The sequence below is a fragment of the Blastococcus sp. SYSU DS0510 genome (genome assembly GCF_054050835.1).
In genome coordinates this window covers 1-17,482 of record NZ_JBJHAC010000001.1, presented here as the reverse complement: position 1 = coordinate 17,482, position 17,482 = coordinate 1, and the positions used below count along the sequence as shown (strand labels likewise).

Annotated in this window: 17 protein-coding genes and 1 rRNA gene; 17 read left to right on the top strand and 1 reads right to left on the bottom strand. The window is 74.1% G+C overall.

All coding sequences use genetic code 11. From position 1 onward, the window contains the following. Window positions 1-658 precede the first annotated feature (658 nt). From infB to larE, 8 genes are all read left to right on the top strand, one after another. Window positions 659-2,494 (top strand): translation initiation factor IF-2, encoded by a 1,836-nt coding sequence (infB, locus tag ACI79P_RS00090; RefSeq protein WP_456579279.1) that lies wholly within the window; start codon window positions 659-661, stop codon window positions 2,492-2,494. A gap of 109 nt (window positions 2,495-2,603) precedes the next feature. Beyond that, window positions 2,604-2,897, top strand: a complete 294-nt coding sequence (locus tag ACI79P_RS00085; protein WP_456579006.1) for a DUF503 domain-containing protein — start codon at window positions 2,604-2,606, stop codon at window positions 2,895-2,897. Between the two features lie 104 nt (window positions 2,898-3,001). Beyond that, the gene (gene rbfA / locus ACI79P_RS00080) at window positions 3,002-3,508 is read left to right on the top strand and encodes a 30S ribosome-binding factor RbfA (RefSeq protein ID WP_456579005.1); all 507 of its coding nucleotides are present in this window, start codon (window positions 3,002-3,004) and stop codon (window positions 3,506-3,508) included. Beyond that, window positions 3,505-3,747 (top strand): hypothetical protein, encoded by a 243-nt coding sequence (locus ACI79P_RS00075; protein WP_456579004.1) that lies wholly within the window; start codon window positions 3,505-3,507, stop codon window positions 3,745-3,747. The genes rbfA and ACI79P_RS00075 overlap by 4 nt, the downstream gene beginning before the upstream one ends. Next, window positions 3,744-4,799, top strand: coding sequence for a DHH family phosphoesterase (locus ACI79P_RS00070; protein WP_456579003.1), 1,056 nt, complete (start codon window positions 3,744-3,746; stop codon window positions 4,797-4,799). The genes ACI79P_RS00075 and ACI79P_RS00070 overlap by 4 nt, the downstream gene beginning before the upstream one ends. A 10-nt stretch (window positions 4,800-4,809) precedes the next feature. After that, window positions 4,810-6,213: an MATE family efflux transporter gene (locus ACI79P_RS00065; RefSeq protein WP_456579002.1), complete on the top strand. Its 1,404-nt coding sequence runs from the start codon at window positions 4,810-4,812 to the stop codon at window positions 6,211-6,213. A 79-nt stretch (window positions 6,214-6,292) separates the two neighbouring features. Beyond that, window positions 6,293-7,207, top strand: coding sequence for a tRNA pseudouridine(55) synthase TruB (gene truB / locus ACI79P_RS00060; RefSeq protein ID WP_456579001.1), 915 nt, complete (start codon window positions 6,293-6,295; stop codon window positions 7,205-7,207). A 21-nt stretch (window positions 7,208-7,228) separates the two neighbouring features. Continuing rightward, the gene (larE, locus tag ACI79P_RS00055) at window positions 7,229-8,065 is read left to right on the top strand and encodes an ATP-dependent sacrificial sulfur transferase LarE (RefSeq protein ID WP_456579000.1); all 837 of its coding nucleotides are present in this window, start codon (window positions 7,229-7,231) and stop codon (window positions 8,063-8,065) included. Here the strand turns inward: larE and larB are convergent. Beyond that, window positions 8,056-8,733, bottom strand: coding sequence for a nickel pincer cofactor biosynthesis protein LarB (gene larB, locus ACI79P_RS00050; protein ID WP_456578999.1), 678 nt, complete (start codon window positions 8,731-8,733; stop codon window positions 8,056-8,058). The two genes, larE and larB, sit on opposite strands and share 10 nt — an antisense overlap. A gap of 71 nt (window positions 8,734-8,804) precedes the next feature. Here larB and ACI79P_RS00045 point away from each other — a divergent pair, with 71 nt between their 5' ends. From ACI79P_RS00045 to ACI79P_RS00005, 9 genes are all read left to right on the top strand, one after another. Beyond that, window positions 8,805-9,143: an antibiotic biosynthesis monooxygenase family protein gene (locus ACI79P_RS00045; protein WP_456578998.1), complete on the top strand. Its 339-nt coding sequence runs from the start codon at window positions 8,805-8,807 to the stop codon at window positions 9,141-9,143. 76 nt (window positions 9,144-9,219) lie between these two features. Continuing rightward, window positions 9,220-10,359 carry a branched-chain amino acid aminotransferase gene (locus tag ACI79P_RS00040; RefSeq protein WP_456578997.1) on the top strand — a complete coding sequence of 380 codons (1,140 nt, stop codon included), beginning with the start codon at window positions 9,220-9,222 and terminating at the stop codon, window positions 10,357-10,359. Between the two features lie 19 nt (window positions 10,360-10,378). Then, window positions 10,379-11,338, top strand: coding sequence for a bifunctional riboflavin kinase/FAD synthetase (locus ACI79P_RS00035; protein WP_456578996.1), 960 nt, complete (start codon window positions 10,379-10,381; stop codon window positions 11,336-11,338). A 159-nt stretch (window positions 11,339-11,497) separates the two neighbouring features. Beyond that, window positions 11,498-11,767 (top strand): 30S ribosomal protein S15, encoded by a 270-nt coding sequence (rpsO, locus tag ACI79P_RS00030; protein ID WP_456578995.1) that lies wholly within the window; start codon window positions 11,498-11,500, stop codon window positions 11,765-11,767. A gap of 262 nt (window positions 11,768-12,029) precedes the next feature. Continuing rightward, window positions 12,030-14,303 (top strand): polyribonucleotide nucleotidyltransferase, encoded by a 2,274-nt coding sequence (locus ACI79P_RS00025; protein ID WP_456578994.1) that lies wholly within the window; start codon window positions 12,030-12,032, stop codon window positions 14,301-14,303. Next, window positions 14,300-15,673, top strand: a complete 1,374-nt coding sequence (locus tag ACI79P_RS00020; RefSeq protein ID WP_456578993.1) for a M16 family metallopeptidase — start codon at window positions 14,300-14,302, stop codon at window positions 15,671-15,673. Before ACI79P_RS00025 ends, ACI79P_RS00020 begins: the two co-directional genes overlap by 4 nt. A gap of 8 nt (window positions 15,674-15,681) precedes the next feature. Beyond that, a complete protein-coding gene (locus tag ACI79P_RS00015) occupies window positions 15,682-16,029 on the top strand; it encodes a VanZ family protein (RefSeq protein WP_456578992.1) in 348 nt (115 codons plus the stop codon). A gap of 48 nt (window positions 16,030-16,077) precedes the next feature. Beyond that, window positions 16,078-16,875, top strand: coding sequence for a 4-hydroxy-tetrahydrodipicolinate reductase (dapB, locus tag ACI79P_RS00010; protein WP_456578991.1), 798 nt, complete (start codon window positions 16,078-16,080; stop codon window positions 16,873-16,875). Between the two features lie 400 nt (window positions 16,876-17,275). Beyond that, window positions 17,276-17,482: ribosomal RNA gene (locus ACI79P_RS00005) — 16S ribosomal RNA — on the top strand; the annotation flags it as partial.

The following is a 17,482-nucleotide window of genomic DNA, read 5'->3' as shown; positions in this document are numbered from 1 at the left end:
GCAGCAGCCGTCCGCTCCCCGTCCCGCGGCATCCCGGCCGGCTCCCGCCGGTGGCGCTGCCCCGGGTGGTCCGCGTCCCGGCCCGCGGCCGGCTCCGCGCCCGGGCAACAACCCCTTCAGCAGCACGCCGCGTCCCGGCCCCGCGGCCGGTGGCGCGCGTCCGGGCCCCGCTGGTGGTCCCCGTCCCGCGCCCGGCGCGGGCGGCCCCCGTCCGGCGCCCGGTGCGGGTGGTCCGCGCCCCGGTCCGGGCGGTCCCCGTCCCGGCGCCGGTGCCGGTGGTCCCCGTCCGGCGGCCGGTCCCGGCGGTCCGCGCCCGAACCCGGGCATGATGCCGCAGCGCCCCTCGCCCGGCATGATGCCGCCCCGACCCGCCGGTGGCGGCCGACCGGGCGGTGGGCCTGGCGGTGCCGGTCGCGGTCGTCCGGGTGGTCCCGGCGGTGGCGGTGGCGGTGGCGGTGGCTTCCGTCCCGGCGGTGGCGGTGGCGCTCCCGGCGCCGGCGCGCCCGCCGGCGGTGGCTTCCGCGGCGGTGGCGGCGGTCGTGGCCGTGGTCGCGGTGGCTCGGGTGCCGGTACGGCCGGTGCCTTCGGGCGTCCCGGCGGCCGGGGTCCGGTCCGCGGGCGCAAGAGCAAGAAGCAGCGGCGTCAGGAGTTCGACTCCATGGCGGCGCCCAGCATGGGCGGCGTCAGCCTGCCGCGCGGCAACGGGCAGACCGTCCGGCTGCCCCGTGGCGCCTCGCTGACCGACCTGGCCGAGCGCATCAACGCGCAGCCGGCCGCGCTGGTCACCGCCCTGTTCCACCTGGGCGAGATGGTGACCGCCACGCAGTCGGTCAACGACGAGACGCTGCAGCTGCTCGGCGCCGAGATCGGCTGGGTCATCCAGGTCGTCAGCCCCGAGGACGAGGACCGCGAGCTGCTCGAGACCTTCGACCTCACCTTCGGTGACGAGGAGGGCGACGAGGAGGACTGGTCCGCCCGTCCGCCGGTCGTGACCGTCATGGGTCACGTCGACCACGGGAAGACCAAGCTGCTGGACGCGATCCGCGACGCGAACGTCGTGGCCCGCGAGGCCGGCGGCATCACCCAGCACATCGGCGCTTACCAGGTCGTCACCGAGCTGGACGGCAACGAGCGTCCCGTCACCTTCATCGACACCCCGGGCCACGAGTCGTTCACGGCGATGCGTGCCCGCGGCGCGAAGGTCACCGACATCGTGATCCTGGTCGTCGCGGCCGACGACGGCGTCATGCCGCAGACGGTCGAGGCGCTCAACCACGCCCAGGCCGCCGAGGTCCCGATCGTGGTCGCGGTGAACAAGGTGGACAAGGAGGGGGCCAACCCCGCCAAGATCCGCCAGCAGCTCACCGAGTACGGCCTGGTCGCCGAGGAGTACGGCGGCGACACGATGTTCGTCGACGTCTCGGCGATCACCCGGCAGGGCCTCGACGACCTGCTCGCGGCGGTGCTCCTCACCGCCGACGCCTCGCTGGACCTGCGCGCGAACACCGAGCAGGACCCGCAGGGCGTGGTCATCGAGGGCAAGCTGGACAAGGGTCGTGGCCCCGTCGCCACGGTGCTCGTCCAGCGCGGCACGCTGCGCCAGGGCGACTCGATCGTGGCCGGCGACGCCTACGGCCGCGTCCGGTCGCTGCTCGACGAGCACGGCAACAAGCTGAAGGAGGCCCTGCCGGCCCGCCCCGTGCAGGTCGTGGGTCTCACCTCGGTGCCCCGCGCCGGCGACACCTTCCTCGTCGTCGACGAGGACCGCGTCGCCCGGCAGATCGCCGACCGCCGCCAGGCCCGCATCCGCAACGCGCAGAACGCCTCGATGCGCAAGCGGATCAGCCTGGAGGACCTCGACGCGGCGCTCAAGGAGAACCGTCAGCTCAACCTGATCATCAAGGGCGACAACTCGGGCACCGTCGAGGCGCTCGAAGAGGCGCTGATGAAGATCGAGGTCGACGACGAGATCTCGCTGCGGGTCATCCACCGCGGCGTCGGCGGCATCACCAAGAGCGACATCGACCTGGCGCTGGCCGACGACGTCATCGTCCTCGGCTTCAACGTCCGGGCCGAGGGCCAGGCCACCGAGCTCGCCAACCGCGAGGGGGTGGACGTCCGGTACTACACGGTCATCTACCAGGCGATCGACGAGATCGAGGCCGCGCTCAAGGGCATGCTCAAGCCGATCTACGAGGAGGTCCAGCTGGGCACGGCGGAGGTCCGCGAGGTCTTCCGGGTGCCCAAGGTCGGCAACGTCGCCGGCTCGCTGGTCCGCAGCGGCACGATCGTGCGCAACTCCAAGGCGCGCCTGATCCGTGACGGTGCCGTGGTCGCTGACAACCTGTCGGTGGAGTCCCTCCGCCGGTTCAAGGAGGACGCGACCGAGGTCCGCGAGGGCTACGAGTGCGGTATCGGCCTGGGGTCGTACAACGACATCAAGGTCGACGACGTGATCGAGACCTTCGAGCTGCGCGAGAAGCCGCGCGACTGAACCAGATGATCCCTTGCCCCCCACTGCGAGCGGGTGACGTGCTGGAACGGCCCTCCTGCAGGGTTCCGGCGCGAGCTCGCGAGCGGTGGGGGGCAGGAGGGTCCTTCTAGTGTTCACCGGCGCGCTCACCGCCGACCTGCTGCTGGGCGACGTGCACTCGCTCAAGGGCAAGCGGTCGGTCGTCCGGCCGATCGTGGCCGAGCTGCGGAGGCGGTACGCCGTCGCAGCTGCGGAGGTCGGTGACCAGGACCTGCACCGCCGCGTGCAGATCGGGGTCGCCACCGTCGCGGGGGACGCCGCCCAGGTCTCCGACGTCCTCGACGCCTGCGAGCGGTTGCTGGCCGAGCGGCCGGAGGTGACCCTGCTGTCGACGCACCGGCAGCTCGTCAGCGACACCGATTGAGGACCTCGTCGCCCTCCACCCCCTCGCAAGCTCGGGGGCGGGCCCTGCGACGAGGCCGCCCGACCCACCCAGGTAGCGACCTGGCAGTCCCAAGGAGGTCCCTGATGGCCGATCCGGCCCGCGCCCGCAAGCTGGCGGTGCGCATCCGACAGATCGTCTCCGCGGCGATCGAGTCCCAGATCAAGGACCCCCGGCTGGGCATGGTGACCGTCACCGACGCCCGGGTGACCAGCGATCTCCGCGAGGCCACGGTCTTCTACACCGTCTACGGCGACGAGACGCAGGTCGCCGACTCGGCCAAGGCGCTCACCAGCGCCACCGGGGTGCTCCGCTCCACGGTCGGCCGGCAGACCGGGATCAAGTTCGTCCCGTCGCTGACCTTCGTCGCCGACATCGTCCCCGACACCGCGCGCGAGCTCGAGGAGGCGCTGGAGCGCGCCCGGCACGCCGACGCGGAGCTGGCCCGCGCCCGCGAGGGCGCCAGCTACGCCGGCGAGCCAGATCCCTACCGCCGCCCAGCGGAGGACGAGGACGACGACGGCCCCGCCGGCGACGGGGCTGCCGATGACAGCGGCGAGGACCTGACGCCCCGGACGAGGAGTGCGCTGTGAGCGAGAACGACCCCGACCCGAACCTGCCCGACGAGGGTCACGGCCGCTCGGAGTTCGGCGGCCGCCCGGCCCCCGACGCCGGCGACCCCACCCAGGGCGGCAAGCGCGGCGAGATCGGGGAGGCGCCGAGCATCGCGGAGGACGAGCCGGACGACGGCGGCCCGGGCTATCCCGTGGGCGGCGGCGACATCACCGAGCACCAGGGCGGCCGGGTCGCCGACCCCGACCCCGCGGGGTGACCCCCGCCAACCCCGGCGGCGGTGCGGTCCCGGACCTCACCACCGCCACGAGGTCGGCCGCCGCCGTGCTCGCCGAGGCGGCGCATGCGCGGGCGACCGTGGTCCTCTCGGGGCACGTCCAACCCGACGCCGACGCCCTCGGTAGCACCCTGGCGCTCGCCGAGGGGCTGCGCCGGCGCGGTGCCCGGGTGCTCGCCACCTTCCCGGGCCCGTTCACCCTCCCGGCGTCGCTCGGATGGATCCCCGGCGCGGAGGGGCTGGTGCCCTCGGGCGCCGTCCCCTCGTCCCCGGACGTCTTCGTCAGCCTCGACGCGGCCTCCCCGGGGCGCCTCGGCGAGCTGGCTCCGCTGCTCGACCGCGCCGGCACCTCCGTGGTCGTCGACCACCACGCCAGCAACCCCGGCTTCGGCCACCTGCGGCTCGTGGACCCGGCCGCCCCCGCCACGGTCACCCTCGTCGCCGACCTCCTCGACGGCCTCGGCGTGGCGCTCGACGCCCAGCTGGCCACCTGCCTGTACGCCGGGCTCGCCGCCGACACCGGTTCCTTCCGGTTCGGCAGCACGCGGCCGGAGACCCACGAGCTCGCCGCGCGACTGCTCGCCACGGGCATCGACCACGCCGCGATCAGCCGCCGGCTGTTCGACACGGCCCCCTTCGGCTGGCTCGGCCTGCTCTCGGTCGTCGCCGGGCGCGCGGTGCTCGAGCCGGAGGTGGGCGCCGGGCTGGTGTGGACGTGGTCCAGCACCGCCGAGGCGGCCGAGCACGGCCTGCCCGGGGAACAGCTCGAGGCGCTGGTCGACGTCGTCCGCTCGACCCAGGAGGCGGACGTCGCCTGCGTGCTCAAGGGCCAGGACGACGGGTCCTGGTCGGTCTCCCTGCGGTCCCGCGGGGGGAGCGACGTCGCGCGGGTCGCGACGGCGCTCGGCGGCGGCGGGCACCGGGCGGCCGCTGGGTACACCTCGCACCTCGACCGCGAGGGCACCGTCGCGGCGCTGCGCCGGGAGCTCTGCGATCTGTCGGCCGCGGGCCGGCCACCGCGACCAGGTGCGTAGGAGGATCTCGGTGCCCCCCACGCCTCGCCGGCTAGGCGTGGGCCCCCGCACCGGGGCCGATCAGGCCGCTGAGCCGGATCCGGGAACCGGATCGGTAGGCGTCCGGCCCCCGCGATCCGGTTCCCCGTCCGTCCTCGCCCTCGCCGCCCCGGCGCTCGTCGTCCTCGCGGCCGAGCCGCTGTACCTCCTCGTGGACACCGCCGTCGTCGGCAACCTGGGCACGGTCGCGCTCGGTGGGCTCGCCGTCGGTGGCGGCCTGCTGGCGTGGGCAGCCGCGCTGCTGAACTTCCTGGCGTACGGCACGACCGCGCGCGCCGCCCGCCGCGCCGGCGCCGGTGACCGGGCCGGCGCGGTCGAGGAGGGCGTGCAGGCGACCTGGCTCGCGCTCGCCCTGGGGGTGCTCGTGCTCGCCCTCTTCCAACTGCTGGCCGGGCCGCTGACCCGGGTCCTCGCCGGGGGCGCGGGGCCGGTCGCGGAGGCGGGGGAGGGCTGGCTGCGGGTGGCCTCGCTCGGGGCCCCGCTGCTGCTGGTGTCGCTGGCCGGGAACGGCTGGCTGCGCGGTGTCCAGGAGCTGCGCCGCCCGGTGCGCTACGTCGTCGCGGGCAGCCTGCTCAGCCTCGTCCTCTGCCCGCTGCTCGTGCACCCGGTGGGGCTGGGCCTGGTCGGCTCGGCGGTGGCGAACGTCGCCGGGCAGGCGCTCACCGCCGCCCTCTTCGTGCGGGCGCTGCTGCGCGAGGGCGCCGACTGGGGCGCGCACCCGCGGGCGATCGTGCGGCAGCTGGTCATCGGCCGCGACCTGCTGCTGCGGGCGGCGGTGCTGCAGCTGTCCTTCCTGGTCGCCGCCGGGGTTGCCGCGCGGGCCGGGACGGCGGCCCTGGGTGCCCACCAGATCGCGTTGCAGCTCTTCTTCTTCCTCGCCCTGGTGCTCGACGCCTACGCCATCGCGGCGCAGACCCTGGTCGGCCACGCCCTCGGCGCCGGGCGGCCCGACGAGGCCCGCGCGACGGCGCGCCGCGTCGTGGGTTGGGGCCTGGCCACCGGTTGCCTCGTGGCCGCCGTCCTCATCGCGCTGCGGGACGTCCTGCCGCCGCTGTTCACCGACGACCCGGCGGTGCTGGCGCAGGCCGCCCTCGTCTGGTGGTTCCTCGCCTGCTTCCAGCCGCTGGCGGGGGTGGTGTTCGCCCTGGACGGCGTGCTGATGGGGGCCGGCGACGTCGGCTACCTGCGGACCGTCACCATCGCGGCCGCGCTCGTCGGATTCCTGCCGCTGTCGCTGCTCGCCGGGCCGCTGGACCTCGGCCTCGCCGGGATCTGGACCGGGCTCACGCTCTTCATCGTGCTGCGGCTGGTCGCGGTGCTGGTGCGGGTGGCGGGTGACCGGTGGGTGGGCGCGCCTGAGACGGTTGCCCCGTGAGCACCGCGAGAACGACGCCCGAGCGAGCATCGCAGGGAGCGCCAGCGACCGAGGAGCGGAACGAGGGCGGAGTCGAGCAATGAGCCGACGCCCGGATGCCGACGTCCCGCCCGGACTGCTGCTGGTGGAGAAGCCGGGCGGCATGACCTCCCACGACGTCGTCGCCCGGGCCCGCCGCGCGCTGTCGGTGCGCAAGGTCGGGCACGCCGGGACGCTCGACCCCATGGCCACCGGGCTGCTGGTCCTGGGCGTCGGCACCGCGACCCGGCTGCTCGGGTACGTCGGCGGGCACGGCAAGACCTACGAGGCCAGGATCCGGCTGGGGCAGGCGACGGTCACCGACGACCGCGAGGGCGAGGTGCTCACGACCACCTCCGCGGCGCACCTCGACGACGACACCGTCCGCGCGGCCCTCGCCGCGCAGACCGGACCGCTGCAGCAGGTGCCCTCGGCGGTGAGCGCGGTCAAGGTCGACGGCCGTCGGTCCTACGACCGCGTGCGGGCGGGGGAGGCCGTCGAGCTCGCCCCCCGCTCGGTCACCGTGCACCGGCTGGAGGTGCACCGCCTCAGCCGGCCGGAGCCGGACCTGCTGGACGTCGACGTCACGGTCGAGTGCACCGCCGGGACCTACATCCGCGCCATCGCCCGCGACGCGGGCGCGGCGCTGGGCGTCGGCGGCCACCTGACGGCGCTGCGCCGCACCGCCTCGGGGCCGTTCGCGGTCGCGCAGTCCGGCACGGTCGAGGACGCAGCCGCCTCGCTGGTCGCCGGCGGCGGGCCCGGGTTCCTCGGGCTCACGGAGGCGGCGCGCCTGGTCTTCCCCGAGCGGCCGCTCACCCCGGAGGAGGCGCGGGCGCTCGGCTACGGCCAGCGCATCCCCGCGACCGGGGGGGCCGGGCTGCACGCCGCCGTGGACCCCGACGGCCGGCTGGCGGCCCTCGTCGAGGACGCCGGTCGCACGGCGCGCGTCGTCGTCGGCTTCCCGCCGGCCTGAGGCGGTGGCAGCCTGGCCACCGTGACCCTCGACGCCCGCCTGGCCGACCTCGACGCGCTCCTGCGCCCGCTGCCCGGGGTGCTCGTCGCGTTCTCCGGCGGGGTCGACTCCGGCGTCCTGCTCGCCGCCGCGGTACGCGCGCTCGGCGCCGGCCGGGTGGTCGCCGCCACCGCCGTCTCGCCGAGCCTGCCGGCCGCCGAGCTCGCCGGCGCGGGGGAGTTCGCCGCGTCGCTGGGGGTGCGGCACGAGCGGCCGCGCACCGACGAGCTCTCCCGCGAGGGCTACCGGGCCAACGGCGGGGACCGGTGCGCCTTCTGCAAGACCGAGCTGGTCGAGGTGCTGCGCCCGCTGGCCGACCGGCTCGGCATCGCCGACGTGGTCACCGGCACCAACGCCGACGACGTCGTCGCGGGGTTCCGGCCGGGCATCCGCGCGGCGGCCGAGCGCGGCGCCTGGACGCCGCTGGCGCGGGCCGGGCTCACCAAGGACGACGTCCGCGCCGCCGCCCGCCGCTGGGGGCTACCGCTGGCCGACAAGCCCGCGGCCGCCTGCCTGGCCAGCCGGATCGCCTACGGGGTGCCGGTGTCTGCCGCGGGGCTGGCCCGCGTGGAGCACGCGGAGGCCGCGTTGCGCACCGCACTCCTCGCGGCCGGGCTGCCGGTGCGCGACCTGCGGGTGCGCGACCTCGGCGACGACGTCGCCCGGGTGGAGGTCGACGCCGCGCTGGTGGCCGACCTCGCGGCGCGGGTGGACCTGCACGCCGCCGTCCCCGGCTTCGCCCGGGTCGAGCTCGACCCGCGCGGCTTCCGGTCGGGGGCGATGAACGAGCTGCTGCCCGACCCCGTGCGCTACCGCTGAGCCGAGCGGACGATCCGCGCGGCGGCCACCCCGGCCCCGAACCCGTTGTCGATGTTGACGACGAGCACCCCCGGGGCGCAGGCGGTGAGCATGGTCAGCAGGGCGGCCAGCCCCTCGAAGGCGGCGCCGTAGCCCACCGACGTGGGGACGGCGACGACGAGCCGGTCGGTGAGCCCGGCGACCACGCTGGGCAGCGCACCGTCCATGCCGGCGACGACGACCACGGCGTCGGCCGCCCCGAGGTCCGGGGCGACGCCGAGGACGCGGTGGATCCCCGCCACGCCGACGTCGTCCACCCGGCGGCAGCCCACGCCGGACGCGCGCAGCGTGGCCGCCACCTCCGCGGCCACCGGGCCGTCCGAGGTGCCCGCGGTCAGCAGGAGCACCTCGCCGACCGGGTCCGGCAGGGTGCCCACGAAGGCGCACCGCGCCTCCGCGTCGACGACGGCGTCAGGCCACCGCTCGAGGACCGCCGCCGCGGTGGTGTCGTCGACCCGGCTGGCCCAGGCGAACGGCGCCGGTGACCCCTCCAGCAGGGCGGCCAGGCAGGCCACGGTCTGGGCGGGGGTCTTGCCGGCCGCGAACACGACCTCGGGCGTACCCGTCCGGGTCTCGCGGTCGAGGTCCAGGCGGGCGAAGCCCAGGTCTGCGGTGCGGGGTGCGCTCACCTGCACCAGCCTGCCGCACGCGGGGGGTGGTCGTGCGGTTGGCGGCCACCCCGCCCGGGAAGGGCACGACCATGAGCGTCGTCAAGATCAACGCGATCACCGTGCCGAAGGACAAGCAGGAGCGCTTCGAGGAGCGGTTCCGCGGGCGCGCCGGAGCCGTGGAGACCACCCCCGGCTTCGAGTGGTTCGAGCTGCTGCGGCCGGTGGAGGGCACCGACCAGTACCTGGTGTACACGCGGTGGAGCAGCGTCGAGGCCTACGAGGCCTGGCAGTCCGGCCAGGACTTCGACCGGGCCCACTCCGGTGGCGGTGACACCCTCGCCTCGGCCGCGCCGCACTCGGCGCACGTCTGGACCTACGAGGTGCTGGAGACCGCCGGCCCGAAGGGCGAGCACGAGGACGGGGCCTGAGCCGGGTTAGTGTGACGGCACCGGCCCCGCACGCCCGCGGGCTGGTGCCGTTCCCTCGCACGCCCGGGTAGGAGCCATGACCGACACCCTCGCCGACAGCCGAACCACGTCCCGGACGTTCGTCGAGGGCGTGCCGGTGGTCGTGGAGGACGTGCAGCGCCGCTCCACCAGCGAGCGCGAGGAGCTGCTGGCCGACCCCGGCTTCGGCCGCTACTTCACCGACCACATGTTCGTGGCCCGGTACCAGGTCGGCCGCGGCTGGTACGACGCCCGGCTGACGCAGTACGGCCCGCTGCCGATGGACCCCGGCACCGCCGCCCTGCACTACGCCCAGTCGATCTTCGAGGGGCTCAAGGCCTACGCCCAGCCCGACGGCAGCGTGGCCACCTTCCGGCCGCAGGCCAACGCGGCGCGCTTCATCCGCAGCGCCGAGCGCCTGGCGATGCCGCCGGTGCCCGAGGAGGCGTTCCTCGCCGCCGTCGACGCCCTCGTCGACGCCGACCGCGCGTGGGTGCCCACGGGGCCGGACCAGACGTTGTACCTGCGCCCCTACCAGCTGGCCAGCGAGTCCTTCCTCGGCGTCCGCCCGGCGCACGAGTACCTCTTCCTGGTGATCGCGAGCCCCGCCGGCGCCTACTTCCCGCGCGGCGTGCACCCGGTCTCCGTCTTCGTCTCCGAGGACTACGTGCGGGCCGCGCCCGGGGGCACCGGCGACGTGAAGTGCGCCGGCAACTACGCGGCGAGCCTCCGGCCCCAGCAGCAGGCGAGCGAGCTCGGCTGCGACCAGGTCGTCTACCTCGACGCCGTGGAGCGGCGCTACATCGAGGAGCTGGGCGGGATGAACCTGTTCTTCGTCCTGGGCTCCGGCGAGGACGCCGAGCTGGTCACCCCCGAGCTCTCCGGCACCCTGCTGCCGGGCATCACCCGCGACTCGCTGATCACCGTCGCCCGGGAGCTCGGACACCGGGTGACCGAGCGCAAGGTGACCCTCGACGAGTGGCGCAGCGGCGCGCTCGACGGCTCGATCACCGAGACCTTCGCCTGCGGGACGGCCGCCGTCATCACCCCGGTCGGTCAGATCCGCGCCCGCACCGGCGACTTCACCGTGGGCGACGGCGAGCCCGGCCCGATCACCATGCGGCTGCGCGAGACGCTGCTCGACATCCAGCACGGGCGGGTGGCCGACACCCACGGCTGGCTGCACCAGGTCTCCTGACCGCGGCGGGGGTTGTCGCGTGCTGCGCTGGCGGGGGCTCGAGGCCACCCCCGGTGATCTCGGGCGCACGGTGGTCACCGTCGGGATGTACGACGGCGTCCACCGCGGGCACCAGAAGCTCATCGGGGCCGCCGTCGCGCGGGCCCGGGCCATGCGACGCCCTTGCCTGCTGCTGACCTTCGACCCCCACCCGGCGGAGGTCGTGCGGCCCGGGTCGCACCCGGCGATCCTCACCTCGCTGGACCGCAAGGCCGAGCTCGTCGCCGACCTCGGCGTGGACGCCATGTGCGTGCTGCCGTTCACCGCGGAGTTCATGAAGCTCCCGCCGGAGACCTTCACCCACACCGTGCTGGTCGAGCGGCTGCACGCCGCGCAGGTGGTGGTGGGGGAGAACTTCACCTACGGCCACCGCGCCGCCGGCACGGTCTCCTCGCTCACCGCGGAGGGGCGCCGCTTCGGCTTCGCCGTCGAGGGGGTGTCGCTGGCGCAGGACGCCTCGGAGGACGGCGAGGTCACCATCTCCTCGACCTACGTCCGCGCCTGCGTCGCCGCGGGGGACATGGTCCCGGCGGCCCGCGCGCTCGGCCGGCCGCACCGGGTCGACGGCGTCGTCGTGCGCGGTGACCGCCGCGGCCGCGACCTGGGGTACCCGACCGCCAACGTGGAGACCCCGCCGTACACCGCCATCCCCGCCGACGGCGTCTACGCCGGGCACCTGGTCACCCGCGACCCGCGCAGCGGGGCCAGCCGGGAACGGTTCCCCGCGGCGATCTCCGTGGGGACCAACCCCACCTTCCAGGGCAGCCGCCGCACGGTCGAGGCCTACGTCCTCGACTACGACGGCGACCTCTACGGCGAGCACGTCGGCGTCGAGTTCGCCCACCGGCTCCGGCCGATGGCCGCCTTCGCCGACGTCGACGGGCTCCTGGCCGCCATGGCCAAGGACGTGGCCGACACCCGGGCGCTGCTGGGCCTGTGACGGCGTCGTCCTCCGGACGGCACCCCGGCCGGCGGCCACTCGGTCCGACCGGCTGATCACCGCTGGTAGTCTCGTGCCAGCCGTGCACGCACGGCTGTGTGAACGCTGCCCTCGTGAGTCAGACCGGGGGCCACACGTGACCCGCCCAGGAGGCGAACCATGGCGCTCGACAGCGCGACGAAGCAGCAGATCATGACCGAGTACGCGACGGTCGACAAGGACACCGGTTCGCCCGAGGTGCAGGTCGCGATGCTGACCCGCCGGATCAGTGATCTGACGGAGCACCTCAAGGCGCACAAGCACGACCACCACAGCCGGCGGGGCCTGCTCCTGCTGGTGGGCCGGCGTCGCCGGCTGCTGAACTACCTGGCGAAGACCGACATCAACCGCTACCGGTCGCTGATCGAGCGGCTCGGCCTGCGCCGCTAGCACGTCGAGGGGACCGCTCCCGGATCGATCCGGGACGGTCCCCTCTCTCGTACGGCACCCGCCGTCCGAGTTCGAGGCCCTCCGGCCGACCGCCCCGCCAAGGGCCGGTCCTCGGTAGTGGCCCCCGGGACGCATCGGTTCCCCACCTCCGGGGAACAGCACCGCCCGAGGGCTTCGATCGAAGACCGGTCGCCCCGGAAGCAGGTCGGCGCGAGGCGCCGCAAGAGGAACGTCGCGGTATGCGACGAAGAGAGAAGGACACGTGTCCGCACCCACCACCCAGGGCAGCATCGCTGCCGAGTTCGACCCCGAGGACGGGGTCACCACCGCCACCGCGGTCATCGACAACGGCAGCTTCGGCAGCCGCAGCATCACCTTCGAGACCGGCCGGCTGGCCAAGCAGGCCGCCGGCTCGGTCGTCGTGACGATGGGCGACAGCATGCTGCTGTCGGCCACCACGGCGGGCCGCCAGCCCAAGGAGCACTTCGACTTCTTCCCGCTGACCGTCGACGTCGAGGAGCGGATGTACGCCGCGGGCCGCATCCCCGGCTCGTTCTTCCGCCGCGAGGGCCGGCCGTCCGAGGACGCGATCCTCACCTGCCGGCTGATCGACCGCCCGCTGCGGCCGACCTTCGCCAAGGGGCTGCGCAACGAGGTCCAGGTCGTCATCACCGTCATGGCCCTGGACCCCGAGCACCTCTACGACGTCATGGCCATCAACGGCGCGTCGGCCTCGACCCAGCTGTCGGGCCTGCCGTTCTCCGGCCCGATCGGCGGCACCCGGGTCGCGCTCATCCGCGGCCAGTGGGTCGCCTTCCCGACGCACTCAGAGCTCCAGGAGGCCGTCTTCGACATGGTCGTCGCCGGTCGCCTGCTCCCGGACGGCGACGTCGCGATCATGATGGTCGAGGCCGAGGCCACCGAGAAGACGATCGAGCTCGTCGCCGGGGGCGCCAGCGCCCCGACCGAGGAGGTCGTGGCCCAGGGCCTCGAGGCCGCCAAGCCCTTCATCAAGGCGCTGTGCGAGGCGCAGAGCGCGATGGCCGCCAAGGCCGCCAAGCCGGTCGCGGAGTTCCCGCGCTTCCTGGACTACCAGGACGACGTCTACGCCGCCGTCGAGTCCGCCGCCCTGACCCGCCTCGGCGAGGTGCAGGCCATCGCGGGCAAGCAGGAGCGCGAGGACGCCACCGAGGCGCTCAAGGACGAGGTCAAGGCGTCGCTCGCCGACCAGTTCGAGGGTCGCGAGAAGGAGGTCTTGGCCGCCTTCCGCGCCGTCACCAAGAAGGTCGTCCGGCAGCGCATCCTGCGCGACAAGGTCCGCATCGACGGCCGCGGCGTCACCGACATCCGGCCGCTGTCGGCCGAGGTCGAGGTCGTCCCGCGCGTGCACGGCTCGGCGTTGTTCGAGCGCGGCGAGACCCAGATCCTGGGGATCACCACGCTGAACATGCTCCGCATGGAGCAGCAGCTCGACACGCTGTCGCCGGACAACCGCAAGCGCTACATGCACAACTACAACTTCCCGCCGTACTCCACCGGCGAGACCGGTCGCGTGGGCTCGCCCAAGCGGCGCGAGATCGGCCACGGCGCGCTCGCCGAGCGCGCGCTCCTGCCGGTGCTGCCCGACCGCGAGGAGTTCCCCTACGCGATCCGGCAGGTCTCCGAGGCGCTCGGCTCCAACGGCTCGACCTCCATGGGGTCGGTCTGCGCCTCGACGCTGGCGCTGCTCAACGCCGGCGTGCCGCTCAAGGCCCCGGTCGCCGGCATCGCCATGGGCCTGGTTTCCGACCAGGTCGACGGCAGGACCGAGTACGTGGCGCTGACCGACATCCTCGGTGCCGAGGACGCGTTCGGTGACATGGACTTCAAGGTCGCCGGCACGCGGGAGTTCGTCACCGCGCTGCAGCTGGACACCAAGCTCGACGGCATCCCGTCCGACGTGCTCGCCCAGGCGCTGACCCAGGCCCGCGCCGCCCGGCTGCACATCCTCGACGTGATGAACGAGGCCATCGACGCCCCCGACGAGATGAGCCCGTACGCCCCGCGGGTGACCACGGTGCGCATCCCGGTCGACAAGATCGGCGCGGTGATCGGCCCCAAGGGTCAGATGATCAACGCGATCCAGGACGAGACCGGCGCGGACATCACGATCGAGGACGACGGCACGATCTACGTGGGCGCGTCCGACGGCCCCTCGGCCCAGGCCGCGGTGGACCGGATCAACGCCATCGCCAACCCGCAGATGCCCAAGGTCGGCGAGCGCTTCCTCGGCACGGTCGTCAAGACGACGCCGTTCGGCGCCTTCGTCTCCCTGCTCCCGGGCAAGGACGGGCTGGTCCACATCAGCAAGCTCGGTGCGGGCAAGCGCATCGGCAAGGTCGAGGACGTCGCCAACGTCGGCGACAAGATGCAGGTGGAGATCACCGACATCGACGCCCGCGGCAAGATCAGCCTCGCGCCGGTCGCCGCCGACGGTGCCGACGGCGCCGAGGCCCCCGCCGAGGCCCCGGCCGAGTCCGCCCCTGCGGGTGAGTGACCACGACTGATCTGATCCGGGCCGGGGTGGGCGCCGCTTCTCCGGGAGCGGCCCCCACCCCGGTTCCCGTCGGGACGACCGCGCTGCTGGACCTCGACGAGGTCGGCGGCCGGGTGGAGCGCACCGAGCTCCCCGGGGGCCTGCGGGTGCTCACCGAGACGATGCCGGGGGTGCTGTCGGCGACCCTGGGCATCTGGGTGGGCGTGGGCTCGCGCGACGAGACGCCGGCCGTCGCGGGGGCCTCGCACTTCCTCGAGCACCTGCTGTTCAAGGGGACGACGTCGCGCGGGGCGCTGGAGATCGCGACCGCCATGGACGCCGTCGGCGGTGAGATGAACGCGTTCACCGCCAAGGAGCACACCTGCTACTACGCCAACGTGCTCGCCAGCGACCTCCCGCTCGCGGTGACGCTGCTGGCCGACCTGGTCACCGAGGCGACCAACACGGCGGCGGACCTGGAGTCCGAGCGCACGGTGGTGCTCGAGGAGATCGCCATGCGCGACGACGAGCCCTCGGACGCCGTCCACGACCTCTTCGCCGAGACGTTGTACGGCGACACCTCGCTCGGGCGCTCGGTCCTGGGCACCGTCGAGTCGATCGAGGGGCTCACCCGGGAGGACGTCGACGGCTGGTACCGCTCCCGCTACGCCGTGCCCTCGATCGTGGTGACCGCGGCCGGGCGGGTGGACCACCAGCAGGTGCTCGACCTGGTGACGGCGGCATTCGGCGACCGGCTCTCCGGTGCGGCCCGTCCCGCGCCGCTGCGCACCGGCGACGTGGCGCTCGAGCGGCCCGCGCGGCCGGCCGGGCTCATCTCGCGCCGGACGGAGCAGACCCACCTGCTGCTCGGCACGCCCGCCATGGGGCGCCTGGACGAGCGCCGGTACGTCGCCGCCGTGCTGGACGCCGCCGTCGGAGGTGGCATGAGTTCGAGGCTGTTCCAGGAGATCCGGGAGAAGCGCGGGCTGGTGTACAGCGTCGGGTCGGCGCTCACCCACTACGCCGGCGCGGGCGCCTTCTCCGTCTACGCGGGCTGCTCCAAGAAGCGCGTGCCCGAGGTGCTCCGCCTGGTGCGGGAGGAGCTCGGGCGGGTCGCCGCCGAGGGGCTCACCACCGAGGAGGTGGCCCGGGCGCGCGGTCAGCTGAAGGGCGGGCTGGTGCTCGGGCTGGAGGACACCGGCTCGCGCATGAGCCGGCTGGGCAAGAGCGAGCTGTCCTACGGGGAGTACGTCCCGGTGCGGGACGTGCTCGCGCGCATCGAGTCCGTCGACGAGGCGCAGGTCCGGTCGGTGGCAGGGGAGCTGTTCGGCCGGGAGACCTGCCTGGCCGTGGTGGGGCCCTACCGCGAGTCGGACCTCGACCGGCTCTGACCTCGCGGATGCCGACGACCCGGACCTCCCTGCCGCAGGCCGCCTTCGCGCTCGCGGTGCTGGTCTCGGTCGTCGTGCTCTTCCTGCCGGCCTCGGGGGTGCCGACCGCGCCCCCGGGGACCGACAAGGCGGTCCACCTGCTCGTCTTCGGCGCCCTGGCGCTGACCGGCCGGTGGGCCGGGATGCAGGGGGTGCCGCTGGCGACGGGGCTGGTGGCCTACGCGGTGGCCAGCGAGCTGGTGCAGGGGCTCACGCCGCTCGGCCGCTCGATGTCCCTCGCCGACGTCGTCGCCGACGTCGCGGGGATCCTCGTGGGGCTGCTCGCGTGGGCCGCCCTCGCCCGGCGGACGCGCTGACCGGGGCCCTGTCTTGCATCGCGGGGCCGGGCCGGGAAACCTGACCGCGTGACCACGAGCGCGCCCGGCCAGCAGCCCGCCTCCGTCGAGGGGGAGTCCCCCCTCATCCCGGTGGGAGTGCTCGGCGCCCGCGGCCGGATGGGCACCGAGGTGGTCAGGGCGGTGAACGACGCCGACGACCTCGAGCTGGTGGCCATGGTGGACGACGGCGACTGGCTGTTCAACGTCGCCGACGCCGGCGCCCAGGTGGTCGTCGACTTCACCCGTCCCGACGTGGTGATGGACAACATCCGGTTCTGCATCGACAACAACATCCACTGCGTCGTGGGCACCACCGGGTTCGACGAGGCCCGACTGGCGACCGTCGCCGAGTGGCTCGAGCCGAAGCCGGAGCTCGGGGTCGTCATCGCCCCCAACTTCGGCATTGGGGCGATCCTGCTGATGCGCTTCGCCCAGGAGGCGGCTCGCTTCTTCCCGTCCGTGGAGGTCGTCGAGCTGCACCACCCGAACAAGGTGGACGCCCCCTCGGGGACGGCGGTGCGGACCGCGCGCCTGGTGGCCTCGGCGCGCCGCGCGGCCGGGCTCCCTCCGGCGCCCGACGCCACGACCGACGAGCTGCCGGGGGCGCGCGGCACCGACGTCGAGGGGGTGCGCGTGCACGCCGTGCGGCTGGCCGGTCTGGTTGCGCACCAGGAGGTGCTGCTCGGGGCGGCGGGGGAGTCGCTGACGCTGCGGCACGACTCGTTCGACCGTGCCTCGTTCATGCCCGGGGTGCTGCTCGCCGTCCGGGAGATCGGGCGGCGGCCCGGTCTCACCGTCGGCATCGAGGGCTTCCTGGGGCTCTAGAAGGACCCCGTCCTCCTCACGCCTCGCAGGCTCGGCGCGAGCCTCTGGACGGGGCCGACCCCAGGCGGCGGGGGGCGTGGCGCGCGTCACCTGCAGCTCGTTTGACACGGCCTGCGGGGGCACGTAACTTTCTCTCTGCGCCGCGCGGCCCGGGAGGGCCGCCGGACCAGCCCCCCGCTAGACGGGCTGCTGGAAACCGGCGTAGAGTGGGACATCCAGCCAGGGACGAAGCCCGGAAGGGTCGAGTTTCTGCGCGTCCGCTCCTTGAGAACTCAACAGCGTGCCGAAAGTCAGTGCCAAGTAATACCCCGTGCCGCGATTCTTGTGGTCGTGGCTGGGATTCCTTTGGTTGATTGATATCGCGAGTGTCAGCTCGCGGTTCTCAGCTGGTATCAAATCATCTACGGAGAGTTTGATCCTGGCTCAGGACGAACGCTGGCGGCGTGCTTAACACATGCAAGTCGAACGGTGAACCGCTTCGGTGGGGATCAGTGGCGAACGGGTGAGTAACACGTGGGCAACCTGCCCCTGGCTCTGGGATAACTCCAAGAAATTGGGGCTAATACCGGATATGACCGCTGACCGCATGGTCTGGTGGTGGAAAGAT